The organism is Clostridium algidicarnis (genome assembly GCF_000703125.1).
Taxonomy (GTDB): domain Bacteria; phylum Bacillota; class Clostridia; order Clostridiales; family Clostridiaceae; genus Clostridium_L; species Clostridium_L algidicarnis.
In genome coordinates, this window is sequence record NZ_JNLN01000001.1 from 435,701 (window position 1) to 458,994 (window position 23,294).

Below are 23,294 nucleotides of genomic sequence, written 5' to 3' on the forward strand. Positions count from 1 at the left end.
CCTTCTTATACATTCTCCAAATAAATATTATTAAACTTTTCTACTTTTAAAAAAGCCTTAGATAAAAGTCTTATGACATCTAAGGTTTTTTGTGATTTTATTTATAAATAGATATAATTAGCATTATGCTAAAAAAATATATCTTATTTGTATTGGGCTTTTGATATTCTTTCTTTAAAGATTTCATCTGTAATAAATGCACTTATATACACCCTACTTAATTTAAGTGGATCTTCTTTTCCATTTCCCCAGCCTTTATCTATGGTAAATCCTAATGTGTAACCTGCGCCTTTTGTTATGTTAACAATATCATCATTAACCTTCCCAAAAGGGTATGCAATACTTATAACTGGTTTTTCTATTAACTTTTCCAAATCTTGTTTTGATTTTGTTATGGTTTCTATTTTATCTTCCTTTGGTATTTCTAATAAGTTTTCGTGATTTATACTATGGCTTCCTATTTCTATACCATTTTTCGACATCTCTTTTATATGGTCACTATTTAAATAATTTGGATCCTTATCTATTAACCCTGATATTACAAAGATTGTAGCTGTATATCCAAACTCTTTTAATATAGGGTAAGCATTGTCATAGTTATCCTTATACCCATCATCAAATGTAATTACAACTGAATTTTTAGGAATTGGCATGTTCTGAGTTATATAACTCTGTAGCTCCTGTAATGTAAGGGATACATAGTTATTGTCTTTCAAATACTTCAACTGGCCTCTAAACTTTTCAGGCGCTATCCGAAGCTCGTTATCCTCAGACTTTTCAACAGAATGATAATAAAGTATAGGAACCCCTACCAAATTATCCTTAAGCTCCATACCTTCAAACCTATCTTCTAATTCTTCTTCTTTCTTTTCCTCTTCTGAGTTCTCTTGATCTTCCTCTTTACTGTCCTTTGTAGCATTAACTTTATTATTTTCTGATATATTATCGTTATTTCTAACTTTTAATATTAGTGATACAGAAAGTACACTAACAACAAATATCAAAGCTAATCCAATTATAATTTTGCTTCGTTTTTTCATATAATCACTCCAACCACTTTTTCATTTTTTTAATTGTGAACTGTCCCCAATTAACCTAGCCAAAGCTTATTAATTATGAACTGTCCCTAATTTATATATGAATCTTTATTAATTATCTATATTATTTAAAACTTCATCCACAAACTTCATAACTTCCTCTTCATACTTAAGTTTATCCACTTCAATAGACTCTGCATGTCTTGCACCTTTTGCTATATACAGTTTCTTTATTCCTACTTCTTTTGAATTATACATATCAACACTCATATCCCATGGTACAAATCTGTCCTTATCTCCATGTATAAACATAATTGGTATGGAAGCCTTTTTAACAACCTCAATTGGGTTTACATAATCAAAACTAAATTTTGCTTTTCTTACTGATCTTTTGCTCATGAGTTTTAATATTGGCTTCAATAAAGGACTCTTTTCCTTTATCTTTCTTTCCAACAATTCATTCAAACTAGAAAAGGAACAATCTGAAATAATAAATTTAGCATATTTATTAATCTTAGCATATTGAAGTACCGTAGCAGCACCCATAGACTCACCATGCAATCCAATTATCTCATCTTCACCTTTTTTATTTATTATCCAATTAACAAATAAATCAAGATCCTCTTTTTCATAATATCCATAAGTAGAGTATTTCCCCTCACTTTTAGAATGTCTTCTTTGATCATATATAAGTACATTCCACCCTTTTTCTAAAAACATTGATATATATTTTATTGAGCATACTAAACCAACAGTTATCCCATGTACAAAAATCATAGTTTTGTTAGATTCATTACTAGATCTTATATAAATACCCCTTAATTTTAACTCATCCTTTGATTCTATAAAAAATTCTTCCTTGTTTAATGATTTATAAAATTCATTATTTATAAGCCCTCTTTTTATTTGTTCGTTAAATATTATATCTTCAGGAATAACCTCTCTTACCACTACTTGCTGAAAATAATATTTAACTATAAAATAAATCACTAAGCATACGATCAATATAATCATTAAAATAGATAGGATAACCTTATACATATTTACTCCCCTTCCATTACATAAAAGTTAACTTAGTAAATGTTTAGCCTTAGGGACAGTTCACAATTATCTTTATATCTTTGTATGCTTATTCTAATTTTCCGTTTATTATTAATCGTTTCGTTGCACCTGGTGTACATGTTACTATGGTTAATGTAGCGTCTTCAGTTTCATCTAATACTCCTACATCTTCCGGTTCTACTATCTTTTTTCCTGTAACATTATACTTGAACTCTCCATCTTTATTTCTAACTATTATTTCGTCTCCATTTTCTAATTCATCTGCTCTTTTAAAATACTCACTGTATGTGTAGTTTCTATGGCCTGCTACTGCAAAGTTACCTTTTTGCCCTGGTAAAGCTGTACCTTCGAAATGTCCTACCGCAGATTTTAAGGTTTCCATGTCACTACCTTCAGCAACAGCTGCTGTAACATTGATTTTAGGTATAATCATCATGGCTATTGCATTATCACTTTCTTTATTATGCTCGCCACTAGGTGAACTTTCTTTGCCTTCATTATTTTCATCATACTCTCCCATATCTCTTAGAGTTTCTTCAAACCTAGCTATCATATCTTTTTGTTTTTTATTTGAAGAAATTCTCATAAAAATAGCACTGGATATAATTAAAATGCCAATTACTATGAGTAGTGTCCCTGTTAATTTTTTCTTATTCATATATATCCTCCTTTTTTTAATTCTTAATCTTATTATAAATCATTATCTTATTTAGTCTACAGTTTATAGTTTTAATATATTCTTGTGAACTGTCCCTAAATTATTATCTTATTCTTGTATAAAGTAATACCATTAATCAAAGTCTTAAATTTACTGGTTTTTATGCTTTTATTTTATCAAGATTAACACCTTACTTGTCCAAATATTCTTAACATTTGTTAGTTTTTATAGTATACTTAAATAAAGGAATTCTATGAAATAGTGGGGTGACTACATTATGAAAAATAATCTTATATCCGTAGATTTCCATTCAAAAAAAGTATTAGATTCTAACAAAAAGTACAAAAAGAGCATCTTTAAATTAATGTTTTTTAACATTAAAAACTTGTTTCATTTAAATTCTAATAAGAGCTGTCCACCTTGTCAAATTCATGAATTTAGGAAAACCTTATAATTTATAATTTTTCACAAAACTATATCTATAATTTTTATATATTAAAAAGCCATAAGAGATAAATTGCTTTTTTATTTCCCATGGCTTTCTAATGTTTTTTTATTTTTTATGAAATTATATTCTAAATTATGCTCTAAAAACAACTTCTTCGCGACTGAACATGAACCTTGCAAATAGTATAGAAATAACTATATAAGCTATGGTCCATCCCAATGTTGTAAGTATATGATTATAATTATAAATACCCATTATCAGTTCTTTTAAAAGACAAACTGAATTAGCTAATGGTATATGGAAATAAAAATTTTCTATACTCTTAGGATCTAACATATATGTTGCGTATACTGGTATTATAGTTATTATGGTGAGTGGTGTTAAATAAGTCTGAGCCTCCTTAAATGATCTTGCATATATACTTATAGAAAGTTCTAATGCACCAAAAACCATAGTTGTTAATATAGCAACCATACCTATTAATATCATAGCTTTTGGTTCTATACTAAAGCTTGCCGCTGAAACACTTCCATTAGACATAAGGCCACCACTTTGTTTCATTGCAATCATAACACCTGCTAATGATGCTATAGTTGTTACCAATCCCATAACTGTAATTGCTAAGAACTTCCCCCACAGTAATGACATCCTGCTTGCCTTTGTAGTTAATAAAGGTTCTAATGTTCCTCTTTCCTTTTCCCCAGCTCCTAAATCCGTAGCTGGAGCAATTGGTCCTGATACACTATACATAACAAGTAATAAAGGTAATAATAACGATAGCATAAATTTACTAAAGCCCTCAGATTCCTTTTCGAAAGTTTTAACTTCCAAATTTACAGGAGTTAAAAGCTCTTGTTTTATACCTCTTAATTGGAGCCTTTTTGCCACAACTTCTTTAGAATAAACATCTATATAACCTTCAACTTTAGATAATGCCATTTGAGATTGTTGACTAGAATTATCATAGGTTACTATAACATTAACCATTTCTTCCTTTAAAATTGAATTTTCAAAGCCTTCTGGTATTTCTAATGCCATAAGTATCTTTCCACTTTTCATATCTTCTTCGATGCTATCAGTTTCTATGAGATTTATTCCCTTCTGATCTTTTATGAACTGTCCCATATCACTATTTGATTTATCTGAAATAGAAATCTTAAGATTATCCTCTACTGATTTTGATGTTTTGCTTATGCTTTTACCCATAACCATAAATAATAAGGGGAATATAATAAGAGGTATTACGATACTTGATATAAGAGTCTTCTTGTCCCTAAATATATCCATTAACTCTTTTTTAAATACTAACAAAGTTATACTTCTATTCATTTTTAGAATCCCCTCCTATTAATTTAGTGAAAATGCTCTCCATATCTTGATCATTATATTTTTCTTTTAGTTTATCAATTTTACCATCTTCAACGATTTTCCCTTTGTTTATTATAACTACTCTATCGCAGAGCTTTTCAACTTCATTCATCATATGGCTGGAAAATACAATTGCTTTGTTTTCTTCTTTGCAATGGAGTATAAAATCATGTATTATTTTTGACGCACTTATATCTAATCCTGCTGTTGGTTCATCAAACAGCATAATTTTAGGATCATGAACAATAGACCTTGCAATAGCAACTTTTTGTTTCATTCCCCTTGAAAACTTACCTACTCTTCTATCTATATATTCTTGCATGTTAAACGCCTTAACTAATTTATTTATTTGTTCTTCAGCTTTCTGATTTGAAACACCATTTAATTGGGCAAAATATTTGATATTTTCTCTTGCTGTAAGCCTGTCGTATAGTCCAACTTCTCCACCGAATAATATCCCTATCTCACCTCTTACCATATGAGCATCGTTCACTACATCATAATTGTTTATCCTAACTGTTCCCGATGTAGGTTTTAACATTGTTGCAAGCATTCTTAATGTAGTTGTCTTTCCAGCTCCATTTTCTCCAAGCAAACCAACAATTTCACCTTGACTTACTTTAAAGCTAATATCATCTACTGCTTTTACTGATTTAAATTGTTTACTTAAGCCAATTACTTCTACCACAAAATCACTCCTCTTAAATAAGATAAATTAAAAGACTAAAAAGTTATATTATTAAGGTTAAGGGGACGGTTCATAAGTACAATACCTTTAGTTTGTCCTTATTTAAATAACAGAAAATATAAACTAATCATCATTTCACACCTAACGCCTATTAATTCTCTTAATCATTATATCATCTATTAACAAATAACTACCAATAATTTTAATTGTAAAAATAAAAAATATTATCTTTATAATTAATAAATTCTTTATCCTCTCATTATTAAGTCTTGATTTTCTTATTAATCTATGTAAGACTAAGTATAAATAATTATAGGGACAGTTCATAATTTTAGTTAGGAGGGTTTTTATGCGAATTGGGTTAGGATATGATGTTCACAAGTTAGTTGAAGATAGATCCTTAATATTAGGTGGAGTAACTATACCTAATGAGTATGGATTACTTGGGCACTCAGATGCAGATGTGCTTGTCCATGCTATAATGGACTCAATTTTGGGTGCAGCAAGCTTAGGGGATATAGGAACCCATTTTCCAGACAATAATTTAATATACAAGGACATATCAAGTTTGTCCCTTCTAAAGAAGGTTTATGATTTGATTTTAAAAAAAGGTTTTTCTATCGGCAATATAGATGCTACTATAATTGCTGAGGCGCCTAAATTATCGCCTTATATTGATGAAATGAGAAATAACATTTCTAGCATATTAGGAATAGACATTAATCAAATTAATATAAAAGCTACTACAGAAGAAGGTTTAGGTTTCACTGGATCAGGTGAAGGAATGGCATCACAAAGTATTTGTTTATTAATTTAGTAATACATAAACAAATGGAAGTTTTATTTGAAAAGTATAGTTTATTTTATACTTTTCAGACAAACTTACTTTAATTATGCATTTTACTTTTTTTACTCTTTATATTTAACCTTAGAATACTTGTTCATAAACATTTTCAATTATATTCTTATATCTTATATCTTCCATTACCAATTCAATTCCATTAGAACATAATCTTGATAAATTTGCTTGAGAATTGTTAATTAAAATCTTCCCTAATTCCTTATATGACATATTACATAGATTTCTACATAATAATATAAAAATACTTTTAAATTCACATATGTCTCTGTTATTTTTTAAAAATAAAGCATCTCTTTTTAAATTAAATCTTTTTAACAATATGCTTAATATAACTAAATGTGACTTATCTCTACAAATTAAACTCCTCTCACTTCTATATTCATAGCATCCTTCTTGAAGTGTGAAATCATAATCTTCAAATTCAGTTTCACTTACATTCATTTTTAACATCAATTTATATTTTATTTTAAATCTCTTATAATTCCCAGAAACTATATTTATCATAACCTTTTTATCTAATATATTTTTAGTATCTTTTCTTATTCCAAGATAAATTCCAAGGCTAGAATAAAAATAGTTCTCTATATTATGCTTATATTCAGCAATATCCTTAGGATTATTATGTATATATAGACTTAATACTACAAGGTATCTCTCATTATCCACTATCTTGCTTTTGAACCTATCTTGAAAAAGGTGACCATAACGATTGTACTTTTTATTATAATATTGAGCATAACTTTGATTAATACCATGCATTATTTTAGATATATCTCCACCATTACAATCTATTATAATGTGAACATGATTTGACATAAGACAATACGCATACACCTTAAATCCAAACTGAACCTTATATCTTTTTATATACATCATAAATTTATCTTTATCATTATCGTCTTTAAAAAGATTTATATCACTTATACTTCTTAACATTACATGATATATACCGTCATGGCTTTTTACTCTAGCAGACCTTGGCAAATTAATCACTCCTAAATACATATATATCTTTAAATTGTAGTTAGATTATTAACCAAATTGTAGATAAATATACAAACGGGATTTCAGAAAACTTGTGAACTGTCCCCTTAAATTTTTTTTATATACTTCTAGCCTTTTGATACATAAATATTATCCTTTATAAAAAATCTCCAATCAAAATCTTTTGCTTCTTCTGAGTAATCGATATTTATTCTCTTAGATGTTTCTATTGTAAAGTCTTTCTTTTCATTATTTAAAATATAAAAGTCTTCTCCGTACATATCAACGCCATTATCTTCCTTCGTTATGTTAAGAGCAATGCAAAGCTTTCCTGGACCATTAGTTAAATTTATTTTTTGTTTTTTAGTAATGTCATTAAAATCTTTACCATATCTTAACTTACTCATAATATCAATTCCATCTATAGGTTCTACCGCTCTAATTAAAATAGCTTCTGGATTATCTATAGTGCTTGCAACTATATTCATACAATAGTATATGCCATAAATTAAATACACATATGCAAAGCCTCCATCTCCATACATTATTTTGGTTCTATTTGTTGCCTTTCCACTGTAAGAGTGTGCAGCCTTGTCTATAGTGCCTCTGTAAGCTTCAACTTCTACGATTTTCGCAACTAAAATATCGTTACCCACCTTTTTTACTATTAAATTACCTAAAAGTTCCTTCGCAACTATCAATGCATCTCTTCTATAAAATTCTCTACTTAGCTTTTCCAAAACATCAACCTCCTAATTTAAAAATAAAAATAACTTTAATATAAATATGTTATTCAATATCTCTTATTATACTCAATAATATAAGTTTTATTATTAATTATCTTTAAATATTGTGAACTGTCCCTATATACGTACGTATATATATTATATAAGCTTATACAATAGCTGCTTTATTTGTCTTTTTTGCATATACCTTTTTATTATCGAATCCTCTAAATGATTTATAAAAATACATAGTTGCCATTATATATGTTATAGCTGTTAAAAAATAAGGTAACTCATATCCATGAGAAAAATTATTCATTATGAAACCTCCAACTATAGCACTTAGAGCTCTGCTCAGATTGTTTGATATATTATTAACACTTGCAAATATTGACCTTTCATTCTCTTCAATTAGCTCCATTGATAGATTTCCTACTACAGGACCTGCCATGTTCATTAATCCATTCCTTATAAATAAAGCTATAGATACCACTATTATATTGGGTGGTAACGCTATAAGCATCAAAAAAGGTATAGACGCTACTTGGCACATAATAATAGTTTTTATTCTACCATACCTAGCCGCCATATAAGGTGTGGCTAGCCCACCTAAGCCCATTGCCGCCTGTGCTAGGGCCATTATAATCCCTATCTGTTCTGTGGTAGCATTTACCTTATATTTTAGATAAACGTTAAAATATGGGACAACAAGTCCTGCTCCAAATCCTATAAGTAAGTTATAAAGTAAAAATTTCATAGGATATTTCTTTTTAGATATCTTAACCAAATCCTTTAAAAACATAGTTTTATCTTCAACAGGACAGGTTTCACTATCTTTTATAAATGCTATTAAAATTATTGACATAAGTCCAAGTGCTCCTGAAATTACAATAGCATATCTCAGCGCTTCAATGCTTCCAAATAACCTTATAAACCCCCCAGATATTTGTCCAAAAACAAAGTAACCAAACATAGTTGAAAATACATTATCTGCAAAAGAATAACTAAATAATTTTATTCTATTTCTTCCATTGCTATTTTCCATAAAAAAAGGACCTTCCGAAACCAATATAAAACTATTTGCCCCCCCCTGCAATATTGATAGTCCAAGAATCATACCTTTGGTTTGGGACATACCTTGTAATATTATGGTTATTGGAACAATTATCATAGTTAATAATATACCTTTTTTCTTTCCTATTTTATTAACTATCATTGCACAAGGTATTGAAAAAATGGCTAGTGAAAAGGTCTTTAAACTAAGAATTAATCCTAGAAAACTTTCATCAAAGTTAAGCTCTTTTATGTATATACCTTGCATCATATTAAATGATCCCATACATATGTAGAAAAAAGATATTCCGCCTAAATAAAGTACTGCATTTTTATTAAATTTATCTCCTGAGTTTTTAAATTGTTTCTGTGCCAATACCATCCCCCCTTAAATTCAAAAATTATAAAGCTTCTGATACTAAAGATTATACACTTCTGAAAAAATAATTGGACATTTAACCTATAAGATTCATATTTTATCAAAACAGATTTAAGATTTTCTTAACTGTTACTTATTTTAAATTTAGAAATTAACTAGGGACAGTTCACATAAATTTTTATTTGTGAACTGTCCCTAATTATACCAATCATTTTTACTATTGCTCTACATCTTTAAACTTAAATTTACTTTCATCCTCTATAAAGTTTATCAAGAATAATTCTTCATCTTTAATTTTACCTATCACGTTAACTCTTGTATCTTCAGGCAGATCTTTTTTACAAATTTGTAATTCACCTGAATATCTTAAATAGTTAAAGTTATCTATAGTTACATATCCAATTTGTCTAGGTATATTATTAAATTCATTAATTTTATCTTTTACCCCTAATTCTAATCTGGATTCTACAGATCTTATAACATCGGCTGATGCGTCACTTCTATTAGAGTGAAAGTCTCTAAAAATAATTTTCTTTTCTACATCACAATTACTTAATACCTCTATATCAAATTCTATTAATTTTTCATTTACACTTCCTACACTTATTAATTCATCATCGGATGCTGTACTGTCGCCAAAAAGCACATTATTTATTCCCATTGCGTATAAATGCTTAGCTGCAATCCTTGGTGATGTTAATCTATGGATTTCTAGAGTAGGGAGTCCTTCATAAATAGGCCCCCTCTTATTAACCAAAGATGGTATAAAAGCACTTAATTCAATTTTATATTTATTTAATAATTCATTTTTTCTTTTAAATGTTTCTACAGAAATTCCAGTGTTAAGTCGCGGATAATAATTGTGGCAAGCTTGCATATTAAAATAGTTAGGTTGAAAACTTTCAAGCTCTTTTAAAAACCTTTCTGTTACAGTGCTTGCATTTATCTCAATCTTTATACCATACTTATTGTGTGTAAACTCAGCTATATCTTCACACGGAAATCCGAAATCGATTCTTAATACATCTACCCCAAGGTCCCTAATACCCTTTAAGTCTTTTTCTTTTAATTTTAAAAATTTAAATCCACTTGGTGATATATCTGCAATAACCGTCATATCTAACTCTTTTGCCCGTTTTATAACATATTTAAATTCTCCTATAACTTTTGAATAATCTGCCTCTGGTATATGTAATGAAGTAAATATCATGTTAAATCCTTGTTTTTTCGCCTTCTCCATGTACATTATGTTATCCTCTAAAGAATAATCCATTCCTAAAAAAACTGATATTCCTTTGCTCAAAAAAATCACTCCTATGTTTTCAAATCTTATATAATACTTTTATAATTATAATTTGTGAACTGTCCCCTTAATTCCTCTTAACTTAAATTTGTGAACCGTCCCCAATTATTTAAAAGATGTAGATCTTTTGATTCTACATCTTTTTAAATATGAGTACAAACCTTAGTTATCTTTTATAATGCAATATACCATTAATCATAAGTACAAATAAGTACAAATAGACTTAATCATTTTGTGTTTTTTATTTTTACAATTTTTATTTTGTATTTTGTGTGTTATGTGTTATACGAATGTATTATACAAATGTTTGCATACATGACATTATGTTTTCCGAAATTTCATACTAAAACTTAATTATTCTATTGGATCTTCAAAACCAAGTGCCATCGTAGCAATAAACCCTGCTATATAAGCAACTAGCAATCCAATTAAGAATAAGAGAGGTTTATTTGTAATGAGTGCTAAAGGTAATCCTGATAGCCCCATACCTGTTGATGCTACTTTTAAAAAGGCTTGTGTTGCTCCACCAAAAGCTCCACCTATACAAGCTCCTATAAACGGTTTCCCAAGTGGTAAAGTAACTCCATATATCAATGGTTCTCCTACCCCCATAAGTCCAACTGGGAGTGCTGATACTATAGTTTTCTTCAATCTTTGATTTTTAGTCTTTATAAGAACAGCAATTGCTGCTCCAATTTGTCCAGCTCCAGCCATAGAAAGTATTGGTAATAGTAAATTTTCACCTGTGGTTTTAAGTAAATCAGCATGTATAGGTGTAAGTCCTTGATGTAGTCCTGTCATTACAAGTGGTAAGAATGTCCCACCAAGAATAAATCCTGTAAATGCTCCCCCACCTGATATTGCAATTTTAGTAGCATTACCTATGGCATCAGATATAAATCCACCAAGAGGTTGTAATGCCAATATTGCTGCAAAGCAAGAAATCAATATAACTATAAGCGGTGTCAAAAATAAATCTAAAGATTCTGGTATAATTTCTCTTACTTTTTTTTCTAACCAACTTGAAAATGCAACAACTAATAAAACAGCTATTATTCCACCTCTACCTGGTACTAGTGGATTTCCCCATAATGTAACCTTAGTAAGGTCTGGATGTGATACTATGGCCGCCATTACACCACCAAGCATTGGTGAACCACCAAATTCCTTAGCGGCATTTACACCAACAAATAAATTTAATCCGTAGAAAACAGCATTACCTGCAATTTTCAATATACCACCTATTGGTCCAGCACCAAATCCTGGATTTAACTTTAATACAATATTTAAAATTCCTGTTACAAGTCCACAAGCTATAAATGCAGGAATAAGTGGAATAAATATACTAGATATCTTTTTAAGGAAAAGTTTAAAAGGTGTAGCGTTTTTAGCATTAATCTCTTGTTTCCTTAATTTTGCTTCATCTACTTCGCCTACTTCCATGCCAACAATTTGTCCAAATTCATTAGCAACCTTTGTAACTCTTCCTGGTCCTAGTACAATCTGAAGTTGATCTCCTTGTTCTACAATTCCCATAACCCCTTCTATTTTTTTTATAGCGTCCATATTAACTTTAGCACTATCTACAAGCGTAAGTCTAAGACGAGTCATGCAATAAGCAATCTGTAAAATATTTTCTTTTCCCCCAACAACATTGTTTATCTCTTGGGCAATAACTTTTGGTGAAGGTGTATTAGCCATGATAATTCCTCCTTAATATTTTTTTTATTTCTAAGCATGTTAGTATTAAATCTTTAAAAATAAATTCAAACAAAAAAAGCTCAAGAAATTTATAAAATACTATAAACTTCTTAAGCTCATGCCTGCACAACCAGTAACACGCTTTAAAATATTCACTCTTTACTTAATAATACTACATAATCAAGAAAATTCAATACCTTTTGAAAACATTATATGGTTATGTGTTTTTACTTGAAAGTATATTTTGTATATGGATAGTTAAATATCCAATTTCACCTTCTGGAAACTTTACATTATAATCTTTATAAACCATATCTGCTAATTTACTTGCAAGATCATAAGTTTCTTTATAGTTTTCTTTAATACTTTCAATTAAAATATTTTTTATATTAATTTTATTTCTTGATCTTTCTAGGGCAAATCTAAGATGAGTAAGCATTCTACAATATTCTAAGCTCTCTTTATTTAAATCTATATTAATGTTTTCTTCAATAAATGTTATCATATCGGATATTATAGATGTATCTATTGATGATTTTGAAACATCTTGATTGTTAATAGCAGCATGAATATGCATTGCAATAAATCCAATTTCATCCTCTGGTAAGTTTACATTTAATCCATTATTTATTATTTCCCATACTTCTTGTGCTGCTTCAAATTCTTCTTTATAAAGAAACTTTATTTCATGCAATAACACATTTTTAATCTCTATACCACTTTCTAATCTTTTTAAAGCGAAACCAATATGATCCGGTAACGTAATATGTATCTTTTCATTTAATTCTTTATGAAGTTTCTTAAAAATACTTGCTATAGCTTCTTCAGTAATCCCTATTATATTTTCATCTATGATGTTTGATAAGTTCTGAAACTTTTCCCTATTATAGTTATCTACAAGAAAAAACTCCTTTTCTATATTGTTAACATTAATTATACTATCTCCAGATTTAATTCCAAATCCAATTCCTTTTCCAATTAAGATACATTCTTTATTGTCTTTGGTGCATAAAACCACATTATGATTAAAGGGTCTTAAGACCTTATACATTTTTCTACCCACTATTGCGCCCCCTCACCATAGTATATTAAAACTTACCACAGTAATATCTAAATGTGCCTTTTTCTTTATTATTTTTTCTGTATAATTCTGAACTGTCCCCATATTACATAATTGAGAACCGTCCTTAAATCCACTTATATCTAAAACCTTTTAAAGATTCTATAATTGTGAACTGTCCCCTCTTTTTCTTAAGAGTTCTATAATTGTGAACTGTCCCCCACCTTTTCCTTGTGGTTTTTTATAAATTTATCTAAGTACACTTTTACCACTGCTATTATTGGGACAAACAAAACCATTCCTATTGGTCCATATAGTCCACCACCTAATGTAACTGCGAAGATTACTAAAAATGGACTTAATCCAACTTTTCCGCCTATTAACTTTGGATCTAGGTACCATGCGTCAAATTGTTGTAAAATTAGCAAGAAGATTAGCGAAACCATGGCTTTTATAGGACTGAAGAATACATTTATTATGAATGCTGTTACCATTCCTATAAATGGTCCAAAGTAAGGTATCATATTAGTAATTGCAACAATAACTGCTATAAGTAGGGCATAGGAAGATCCTATAATGCTTAAACCAATAAGGGCTATTACTCCTATGATTGCTGAATCTATGGCTTTAGTTCCAACATACGCTCCAACCATATTGTGTAGATTTCCTCCTAAAGATAACATTTTAATACTAAGCTTCTCTTTAAAAATTAAATAGCACATCTTTTTAAACCAATTAATTATCTTTTCTTTATCATATAATATATATATTGCTATTAAAAAGCCAAATACCCACTTTATAAAGGAGTTTGTAAAACTTATTGTTTTAGATAACATAGAATTTAAAAATGACATGCTAACATTACTTATTTTTGCTAATATATCATCAAATTTAAAACTTGAAAGTGTGGATGAATTAAGCACATCACTTAGTCTACTATTACTTATTAAATTATTAATCCACTTTTGGGTTTCTTCTGCAAAATAAGGTGTGTTTTTTATTATATCAATAATGCTATTGCTAATTTTAGGTATTAAATAAATACTTGTAATAGTAATAATACCAACTATTAATAAATAGGTTAGCAGTATACTAACTCCCCTTTTAAGCTTAAATCTTTTTTCAAATAATTTCATTATTGGATTCAATATATATGCTATTATAAAAGCATATATAAAAGGAGATATTATAGCTATCAGTTTAGTAATAGCTCCAAAAAAGTAGGCATAATTATCTATAACTTTTATAAGTACATATGCTACCACAATTGCAATAATTAAATTAAAATACTTTTTCTCTTTGTACCTTTTAATATTCAAATTCCAAGTTCCTTCCTTCGTAAAATATATCACATATTTTATTTTATTTTAAATCTTATTTCACAACTTGTCACTTTTCACAACTAGTCATTTTTTACAAACGATTATTTTTTGCTTTTATTTAAAAAATATCTTAAATTTATTTTTAAAGCTATCTTTTAATTTTAAAAACCACCATTTGTTTGATTTACGCTTATTACACCAAGATCTATTTTTATTTTAATGCTTCCATCACCTTCATCTTTTTTAAATGTATTTCCACTAATCTTTTTATTATCTACAGTTATCTTGCCTTTGGATGATTCTATGTCTAATTTAGTCTTATTGCCAGATTGTAATTTTATATTCCCATTATGAGAATTTATGTCCGCTTCTTTTATTTCGCTGCTTTTCACGTTTATAGATGAAATATTTGATTTTATATTTAATTTTTCAATATCTCCTAAAATATCAGCCTTTATGTTGTTTGATGATATATTAACATTATTAGTATCCTTAATGTTAATATTACCATTATTAACATTTAAGCCTATAGATTTAAAATTGCTTAATATAAAGTTACCATTATTATTATTTATTTTAAGATCTAAATCACTCATATCATCTTCATTCTTTATTTCAGCATTATTAAAATTTAGATTTATATTACTACTACTGGGAACATAGATAAGCAAATTCATTGCCTTTATTTGGTTATCTTCTAATTTTACATATATTGTACCATCTTTATCATCCATCTTTATTTCATAACTATCATCAAAATAATCATCAGACACGTTAATATCTCCAACTATTCTAATACTGTCACCTGCGGACCTTCTTAAAGTTATTTTTGCATTTACTCCATCTATCTTTATATTTTTATTTAAACTGTAAAGTTCCTGGTCTACATTTATTTTTCTTCCATCACTATATTTATCTATGTTAAATTCTTTGACTTCATCCTTATCAAAGCTTTTAAATTCATCAATAACGTTAATCTTAAATCCATAAAATCCTTCCATAATTATAAAAATTATTATAACAATTATTATTCCAAAATTAAATGAATGACTTACCTTATCATGTTTTTGTGTTCTGTTAACTAAAAGATACTCTATTCCAAGTATAATAAATATTCCTGGCCAAAACTTAAATATGGTCATTGACATAGCAGGATCTATTTGTTTAATAATCAGTACAGCACCTAAAAATATCAATGATAACGCTAATGTAAATGTACCTACCTTTTTCATTTATTTCACTCCTTACCCACTTAAATATTTATTATATTATATTATAAATATATCACACTTTAATGTATTTGTATTTCAAAATATATATAAATTAATACCATTAAATATAAGTAAATCAAAAAATAGCTTGTATAAAATAAGCATTATACAAGCCATTAGATTAATTTAATAAATTATATTCTAGGTTTTTTATATATCATTTACATAACTTCCAATAGTTCTTCTTGGTTTTTCTACATACCTTTCCTTTTCTAACTCTTCATCTGCTTCCACTTGTCTTTCATCCATTATAGAAAGTCCAGTTTTTAAATAGTAAGCGCCAGTAATTGCTGAAATTATATCTGCTGCTGGATAAGAAATCCATGTTCCTTTAACTCCGAATAATCTCATGAATATAAACAGTATTGGAATGAAGATAAGTAACTGTCTATATATTGACAGAATTAATGACAACCTTGCCTCTTCAATAGCTTGATAATAATATATAGCTACAAAGTATATACCGACACAAGGAAATATTGATATTACAATCCTAAAGTCCTTTACAGCCTCTGACAATATATCTGCTTCCTTTATAAAGCTTCCTAAAACCGGTGTTGAAAATACCATCATGCTTACCCAAACCACTATAGACGTTAAAGTAACTGCTACAGTTGACCTTTTTACTACTTCTTTAACCCTTTCATAGTTCTCAGCTCCATAGTTATATGCAACAATAGGTTGCATTGCGGATGTGATTCCAAGCATTGCAATATACATAAACATAGATACCCTTGAGACCACACCAACTATAATTATTGCTGTATCCCCATGAGCACTGAGTACATTATTTAATATAACCGCTACAACAGCATCTGATATTTCTATTATAAACGTAGAAAATCCTATAGTTATTATAGATTTTGTAATATCGCCTTTCAAATTTAAACTTAAAGAAATATTAAAATTCTTTTTTATCTTTAGAAAATGATAATACGCATACGCTGCCGACAAAACTTGTGATGCTACTGTTGCAATTGCTGCACCTTTAACACCAAGTGGTATTGCAACAACAAATATATAATCTATAATTATATTACAAACTGCACCTATAGATATAGCTATTAAGTTAGCCCTTGAATTACCTAAGGCAATTAATATATATCCTATTATTACAGTAAAGCTCTGAAATATTCCACCTATTATTACAATACTAATATAATCATTTGCATAAGGATATATAGTATCTGTAGCTCCTAAAAAATTAATTATATTACTTTTAAAAATAAATATAAGTGCTATTATAATAGACATGCTTATTAACATTAATGTTAAAGCATTTGCTATGATATATTTTAGTTTAGATTGGTCTTTTTCTCCAAGTGCTCTAGCAACCGCCGTTGATGCACCTACAGCTATTAAAAGTCCAATGGATATCATAAGTCTTTGCACTGGGAAAGCTATAGTAAGTCCTCCTATTGCTGTGGCTCCTATAGCCCTTCCTACAAACATGGTATCCACCATATTATAAAGTTCTCCTACTAATAATGATATTATTGCTGGTATGGCAATCTTTAATAATACCTTTGTAATATTGCCCGTGGCGAATTCTTCCCCACTTTTGGCAATAGACTTACTGCTTAATGCCACACTAATCACGTCTCCTTTTAATTAATTGTTGTAAATTTCTTGTAATAGAGACTTAATTTTGCATAAAAATTAAACATTAAAATCAATAATTTTCATACGGTATTATGTATTCAATATACAATTTTTAAATTTATATTTTAATATATACTAATATTAAATTTATATTAAAATATAAATTCACATTAAAACTCTATACTATAATTGTATTAGAAAAGAGCACTTAAGTACACTCACTTAAATGCTCAGAATAAAGTACTATTTTGCTTTGTTTGAAAAGGAGACTTATATGCAAATAAACAAAAAACCACCTTAATAATCGTATTTTTGTACCCTTTTAAGTTCAAAAAGTGTAGCTCCATAACCTTTTACCTTACTTACTATGTTAAATACGGAACTCTTTTTGGCAAAATTGAAAGATATGTTAGGAAAAGATGCCTTTTTAAAAAGTTCTAACTCTTCATCATTTATTCTGTTTGGTTTTCCAAAACTTATCCAATAGTTGTATACAGATCCTATTGATTCATTTATCTCATATTTAGTTATAGTATAATCATCCATTAGATTTATTATATTTATAGAAAAGTTTCTTTCAGCTATATTTTTACTTCCTCTTCTTTTTAGAATATCATGAAAAGATATTATTTTATCTATATCTTCATTATAAGTATAAATTAATATTTGAATATCATCTCCAGATTTAGTTACAATATACCCTTCACCTTTTTCAATTAAGGTATTACCAAGTTTAGCTAATAAATAATAAGCATAATATGAAGGTTTTCTTATTCCATTTTGAGTTATTATACCGTTATCCCCCATAAATATTTCATTATTTAAATCCTTATCAAAATCTGTTTGATCAAATGCCTTAAAATAAAATCTATTACCATTTAAAGAGTTTTCAATTATATGAGGTATCATATAAGAAGTATCATATATAGCATCTCTATTTGTAACATCCATTTTTACATTTATTAATTCGAAGTGGCACTCTAAAAGCTCTTTTAATTCTCTAATGTCTTCTAATTGATCCATGGCCTCCAACTCTTCTAAATTAGAAAGTTGAATCCTCCACTTACCCACCTCATAATCTCCATAAAGTTCTCTAAAAAACTTTATAAAACTTTTAAGTGCGCTAACTCCTTCTGAGGAAAACATAGATTTTTCTAATACTATAAAGGGCCTTAAATTAATAGACAATAAAAATGCTATTACTCTTCTTACTTCTTGCCAATTATAAAAATCACTATATCCTATAGCAACTCCCATTTCTTCTGAAAAAACCTTATCTATTAATGCATATTTAAACTCTATATCATTTTGTATTGATGTAATAAATGTTCTTTGTTTTTCCTTTAATAAATCCCTTGAATCACCAAGATTTATGAAGTCATTAAACTCTTCCTCAAAACCTTTTCCCTCTGATGATGCATCTACATTTAATTTAAATATTCTATCCTCATAATTAAATCTATCATAATCTTCAAGATATAATAACATATACTGTAAGGATTCATTTAAATCTAAGACTTCAATTTTCTTCATATTTTCTAAAACTTTTTCATCTACCTTATACTTTTTTCTATACTGAAAAGGCGTACATTCATAATGCCTTTTAAAATGCTTATTAAAATATCTTATATGAGAAAACCCAAGTTCATCCGATATTTCAGATATAGTTTTATCAGAATCTAAAAGTAGCTTTACAGATTCTTCAACTCTAGTTAAATTTAAAAAGTCCTTAAATCCATACCCTACAGTGTTTTTTATTTCATGGGAAAGATAGTAGGAACTCAAATATTCTTTCTTTGCTATATCCTGTAGACTTATCTTATCTTTGTAGTTATTATATATATATCTAACAATTCTATCGTACCTTTCAAATTGTTCACCATTTTCCTTTAAATCTTCCTTTTCATATATTAATTGATGAAAGTTATTTATTAGATGATATAAAAGTTCTACTAAAGTATCATCTATATAGTCCTCATACTTATCTCCTTTTTGAATAACCTCACACAAAATTATAGATAAATATCTTCTAAGAATATGATGTTTTTCATCTTCTTGAGCACCCTCTTCTGAAGAGTTTGTATAAAAAAATACACTTCTTATATCGTTAAAATATTTCTCGAAAAAGTTAGGGTCTATTTGAAACATTAAAACCTTGTTAGAATCTCCCATGCTTTCGTAGCTATGAGCTTCATCACAATTAATTATTTCAAGTTCTCCTTTTTCTAGTTCATATATTTCCGTTTCTATTGTTATCCTAAGTTTACCTTCAAGCACATATAAAATTTCTACACAATCATGCCAATGTATTGGATAACCCTCTATATTAAGCAAAGAAACATTTACTGGAGTTTCTTTTAAGTAACTTATATATTCTTTTCTCATTTTTCCTCCTGTATACAACATCTTATATATTAATTTTATTCATATCTATTATACTATAAAATCTTAGTTCATATGAAATATTAGGTAACAGTGTATCTAAAATTAAGTATAATCTATTTATATTGTGATTTTTACATTATTCTACTTATTAAAAGTATTTTCAGCAATATATTTCCCGGGAAAATACTTTTGAAATATCAAAATGCAATAATATGATACCCTTTTAATTAATATTAATTACTTTAATAAGCCAGTGATATTTCTAATTTTATTAAAGCTTTTAAACTTCACTTTGAAATATAAAAACTCACTCTAGCTAGAAGTGAGTCTTTAAAATACCATTATCTTTATTGTCTTTATTATCTTTATTACCTCTATTAATTTTTATACTAATAAATTTATGTTAAACACCTTCAAAAACATTGCAATTATTATTTTACCTCATACTTTTTTATATAAAAGCTATGATAACCATTATTCTACCTTATACCTTTTTATATACAAACTTTTCATTGTTTGGGTTAAGAATATATAGCATATTATTATAACTGACAATATTAAATAATAGGTAACTGGTAATTTAGTAAATCCAAAAGCAGATGCTAGTGGTGAGTTAATTAATATTATTCCAGCTGCTACTATTAGTAGTGAAGTTATAGTAAGTGGCTTACTTGCTCTACTTTGTATAAATGGAATTTTATTTGTTCTTATAACATGAATTATTAGTGTTTGGGTTATAAGTGATTCTAAAAACCACCCTGATTGAAACAAAGCTGGATTATGAAAAGCATGAAATCCATATAACATTATAAAATAAGTAGCGTAATCGAATATAGAACTTATAGGACCTATATGGAATATATACCTTTTTATTTCTTCTATATCCCATCTTCTTGGTATCTTTATCCACTCTTCGTCTACAGTGTCTGTAGGTATTGTAGTTTGAGAAATATCATATAATAAATTATTTGTCAAAACTTGAATTGGAAGCATTGGTAAAAACGGTACAAATATACTTGCACCTATAACGCTAAACATATTTCCAAAATTAGAGCTTGATGTCATCTTTATATATTTAACTATATTACCAAATATCCGTCTTCCCTCGAGCATAGCCTCTTCTAATACTAATAAATTATTTTCTAAAAGTATCATATCTGAAGATTCCTTTGCTATGTCTACGGCTGTATTTACAGAAATACCTACATCTGCTACTTTAAGAGCTGGTGCATCATTTATTCCATCTCCCATAAAACCAACTACGTGACCTTTCTTTTGAAGGGCTCTTATGATTCTTTCTTTATGCATTGGTGAAAGCTTTGCAAATATTGTTGTGTTTTCTGCCTTAACTTGTAGTTCTTCATCAGATAGCTTATCTACATCACTACCAAGTAGCAATGAATCTGCTTTAAGATTTACTTCTTTACATATTTTTCGAGTTATAATTTCATTATCCCCTGTTAACACCTTCACATCTACATTATATTTATGGAATTTAGCTATAGCCTCTTTTGAGGTGTCCTTTGGTGGATCTAAAAATGCCATAAAGCCAAGAAGTGTTAAATTCTTTTCATCTTCTACAGAATATTCCTTTTTATCCGCATTTCTAACCTTATAAGCAATTGCTATAACCCTAAATCCATCTTCATTTAAAATTTTAACTATAGAGTTTGTTTCCTCTATCATTTCCCCCTTAAAGGTTTCAGTTCCATCTTTTGTTTCATAATTATTACATAGGCTTAAAACTTCTTCCACAGCCCCTTTGCATATTAAAACATCTTCCATCCTTTTATTTCTTACAACTACAGACATTCTTTTTCTCATAAAATCAAAGGGTATCTCATCTATTTTTTCATACTTTCCATCAATATTAAAATCTTCTCCATCTAATTTATGTTCTAATATGGATTCATCCATCATATTTTTTAATCCTGTTTGATAAAAACTATTTATATATCCATATTTCAAAACTCTACTACTATCTTCCCCATATATATTTAAATACTTTTCTAATATTACTTTTCCACAAGTTATAGTTCCTGTTTTATCTGTACATAAAATATCCATAGCTCCAAAATTTTGCAAGGCATTTAATCTTCTTACTATTACCTTTTTCTTAGACATTGCAATAGCACCTTTAGATAAATTAACTGTAACTATCATTGGAAGCATCTCTGGTGTTAATCCAACCGCCACTGCTATTGCAAACAAAAAGGAATCAAACCAATTACCTTTTACAAATCCATTTATTAAAAAAACTAAAGGGGCAATAATAAATATAAGTTTTATCATAAGCCAGACAAACTTATTTATTCCCTTGTCGAAATCTGTAATTTCTTGTTGTCCGCCAAGCTTACTTGTAAGTTTACCAAAGTAAGTTTTATTACCTGTATTTAAAACTATTGCTATTGCTGTACCACTTTCAACGTTAGTACCCATAAAGCATAAATTAGTATTTTCAAAATCATTATCATATTCTTTATCACTTACAATCTTTTCAACAGGCAAGGATTCACCTGTAAGTGCAGATTGATTTACAAATAAATCTTTAGATGTTATTATTTGTACATCTGCTGGTATCATGTCCCCTGAAGAAAGGTGTATTATATCTCCAGGTACTATTACCTTAAGCGGAATCTCATTTGCTTTTCCATCTCTTATAACTGTTGCTGTGGTTCTTACCATAGACTTTAATTGTTCTGTTGAATTATCCGCCCTAACTTCTTGAACAAACTTTAAAACTACACCTAAACTCACCATTACTCCCATTACTATAGCGGCCTTATTATCACCACTTAAATAGGAAATTAAAGCTAATGCCATAAGTAATATTACAAGTGGATTTTTTATATTTTCATATATTCTTTTTATTATAGTAGGTTTCTTTTCACTTTCTAATTCATTAAATCCATACTCATCTAATCTATCTTCTACTTCCTGTTGTTTTAATCCCTCTAAGGAGCTATTAAGTTTTTTTAATAATATCTCTGTATTTTTACTTTCAAAATTATTTAACATCTCTTTTAATACCATAGTAATTCTGTTGTTAAAAATCTATAACTCCTATAATTTTCATAAAATTATAATCTTTATGAGATCTCAAAATAATTATGAATGCTGTAAATTACGCCTCTCACTTTATAATGTTATAATCTTAGTAAAATTTTAATTATATAAATCATATAGTTTCTATAGGAACTTATAGATGTCCTACAACAGTTCACCTCCTTTTATTATGCATCACTATCCTCTCCTAGATGAATATCCGGAAGGGGGTCTATGCCATCTGATTGATTTTCACTTTTTTCATTTTCACTATTAATAATACTTTCTCCCAAGAGTACTCACCTCCTTAAAATAGAAAAATCTCTTCACCCAGCGGATGA

General features: G+C 28.3%; 18 protein-coding genes. 2 read left to right on the top strand and 16 right to left on the bottom strand.

What is annotated here, in order from left to right:
* Window positions 1-143: 143 nt before the first annotated feature.
* From BV55_RS0102155 to BV55_RS0102165, 3 genes are all read right to left on the bottom strand, one after another.
* Window positions 144-1,040 (bottom strand): polysaccharide deacetylase family protein, encoded by an 897-nt coding sequence (locus BV55_RS0102155; protein ID WP_029451086.1) that lies wholly within the window; start codon window positions 1,038-1,040, stop codon window positions 144-146.
* Window positions 1,041-1,148: 108 nt separating this feature from the next.
* Window positions 1,149-2,078, bottom strand: coding sequence for an alpha/beta hydrolase (locus tag BV55_RS0102160; RefSeq protein WP_051652370.1), 930 nt, complete (start codon window positions 2,076-2,078; stop codon window positions 1,149-1,151).
* Between the two features lie 88 nt (window positions 2,079-2,166).
* Window positions 2,167-2,757: a class D sortase gene (locus BV55_RS0102165; RefSeq protein ID WP_029451090.1), complete on the bottom strand. Its 591-nt coding sequence runs from the start codon at window positions 2,755-2,757 to the stop codon at window positions 2,167-2,169.
* A gap of 277 nt (window positions 2,758-3,034) precedes the next feature.
* Here BV55_RS0102165 and BV55_RS15500 point away from each other — a divergent pair, with 277 nt between their 5' ends.
* Window positions 3,035-3,211, top strand: a complete 177-nt coding sequence (locus BV55_RS15500; protein ID WP_157469587.1) for a hypothetical protein — start codon at window positions 3,035-3,037, stop codon at window positions 3,209-3,211.
* Between the two features lie 126 nt (window positions 3,212-3,337).
* On the opposite strand, the gene BV55_RS0102170 is transcribed toward BV55_RS15500, so the two are convergent.
* Both BV55_RS0102170 and BV55_RS0102175 read right to left on the bottom strand, forming a co-directional pair.
* Window positions 3,338-4,534: an ABC transporter permease gene (locus BV55_RS0102170; protein WP_029451092.1), complete on the bottom strand. Its 1,197-nt coding sequence runs from the start codon at window positions 4,532-4,534 to the stop codon at window positions 3,338-3,340.
* A complete protein-coding gene (locus tag BV55_RS0102175) occupies window positions 4,527-5,261 on the bottom strand; it encodes an ABC transporter ATP-binding protein (RefSeq protein WP_029451094.1) in 735 nt (244 codons plus the stop codon). The genes BV55_RS0102170 and BV55_RS0102175 overlap by 8 nt, the downstream gene beginning before the upstream one ends.
* A gap of 349 nt (window positions 5,262-5,610) precedes the next feature.
* On the opposite strand from BV55_RS0102175, the gene ispF reads away from it, so the two are divergent.
* Window positions 5,611-6,078, top strand: coding sequence for a 2-C-methyl-D-erythritol 2,4-cyclodiphosphate synthase (gene ispF / locus BV55_RS0102180; protein WP_029451095.1), 468 nt, complete (start codon window positions 5,611-5,613; stop codon window positions 6,076-6,078).
* 111 nt (window positions 6,079-6,189) lie between these two features.
* On the opposite strand, the gene BV55_RS0102185 is transcribed toward ispF, so the two are convergent.
* The 11 genes from BV55_RS0102185 to mgtA form a co-directional block, all read right to left on the bottom strand.
* Window positions 6,190-7,107: a transposase gene (locus BV55_RS0102185; RefSeq protein WP_029451096.1), complete on the bottom strand. Its 918-nt coding sequence runs from the start codon at window positions 7,105-7,107 to the stop codon at window positions 6,190-6,192.
* Between the two features lie 128 nt (window positions 7,108-7,235).
* Entirely contained in the window at window positions 7,236-7,847 is a 612-nt protein-coding gene (locus tag BV55_RS0102190) for a DNA-3-methyladenine glycosylase (RefSeq protein WP_029451098.1), read from the bottom strand.
* A 154-nt stretch (window positions 7,848-8,001) separates the two neighbouring features.
* Window positions 8,002-9,261 (bottom strand): MFS transporter, encoded by a 1,260-nt coding sequence (locus tag BV55_RS0102195; protein ID WP_029451100.1) that lies wholly within the window; start codon window positions 9,259-9,261, stop codon window positions 8,002-8,004.
* A 220-nt stretch (window positions 9,262-9,481) separates the two neighbouring features.
* A complete protein-coding gene (locus BV55_RS0102200) occupies window positions 9,482-10,567 on the bottom strand; it encodes a DUF871 domain-containing protein (protein ID WP_029451101.1) in 1,086 nt (361 codons plus the stop codon).
* Window positions 10,568-10,921: 354 nt separating this feature from the next.
* Window positions 10,922-12,268: a PTS transporter subunit EIIC gene (locus BV55_RS0102205; protein ID WP_029451102.1), complete on the bottom strand. Its 1,347-nt coding sequence runs from the start codon at window positions 12,266-12,268 to the stop codon at window positions 10,922-10,924.
* Between the two features lie 217 nt (window positions 12,269-12,485).
* Window positions 12,486-13,331 carry a PRD domain-containing protein gene (locus tag BV55_RS0102210; protein WP_051652371.1) on the bottom strand — a complete coding sequence of 282 codons (846 nt, stop codon included), beginning with the start codon at window positions 13,329-13,331 and terminating at the stop codon, window positions 12,486-12,488.
* 197 nt (window positions 13,332-13,528) lie between these two features.
* Window positions 13,529-14,647 (bottom strand): AI-2E family transporter, encoded by a 1,119-nt coding sequence (locus BV55_RS0102215; RefSeq protein ID WP_051652372.1) that lies wholly within the window; start codon window positions 14,645-14,647, stop codon window positions 13,529-13,531.
* Window positions 14,648-14,811: 164 nt separating this feature from the next.
* Window positions 14,812-15,882 carry a DUF4097 family beta strand repeat-containing protein gene (locus BV55_RS0102220; protein WP_029451105.1) on the bottom strand — a complete coding sequence of 357 codons (1,071 nt, stop codon included), beginning with the start codon at window positions 15,880-15,882 and terminating at the stop codon, window positions 14,812-14,814.
* A 189-nt stretch (window positions 15,883-16,071) separates the two neighbouring features.
* A complete protein-coding gene (locus tag BV55_RS0102225) occupies window positions 16,072-17,511 on the bottom strand; it encodes an MATE family efflux transporter (protein WP_242850837.1) in 1,440 nt (479 codons plus the stop codon).
* Window positions 17,512-17,820: 309 nt separating this feature from the next.
* Window positions 17,821-19,908, bottom strand: a complete 2,088-nt coding sequence (locus BV55_RS0102230; protein ID WP_029451107.1) for a helix-turn-helix domain-containing protein — start codon at window positions 19,906-19,908, stop codon at window positions 17,821-17,823.
* Window positions 19,909-20,382: 474 nt separating this feature from the next.
* Entirely contained in the window at window positions 20,383-22,941 is a 2,559-nt protein-coding gene (gene mgtA, locus BV55_RS0102235; RefSeq protein WP_051652373.1) for a magnesium-translocating P-type ATPase, read from the bottom strand.
* Window positions 22,942-23,294: the final 353 nt, after the last annotated feature.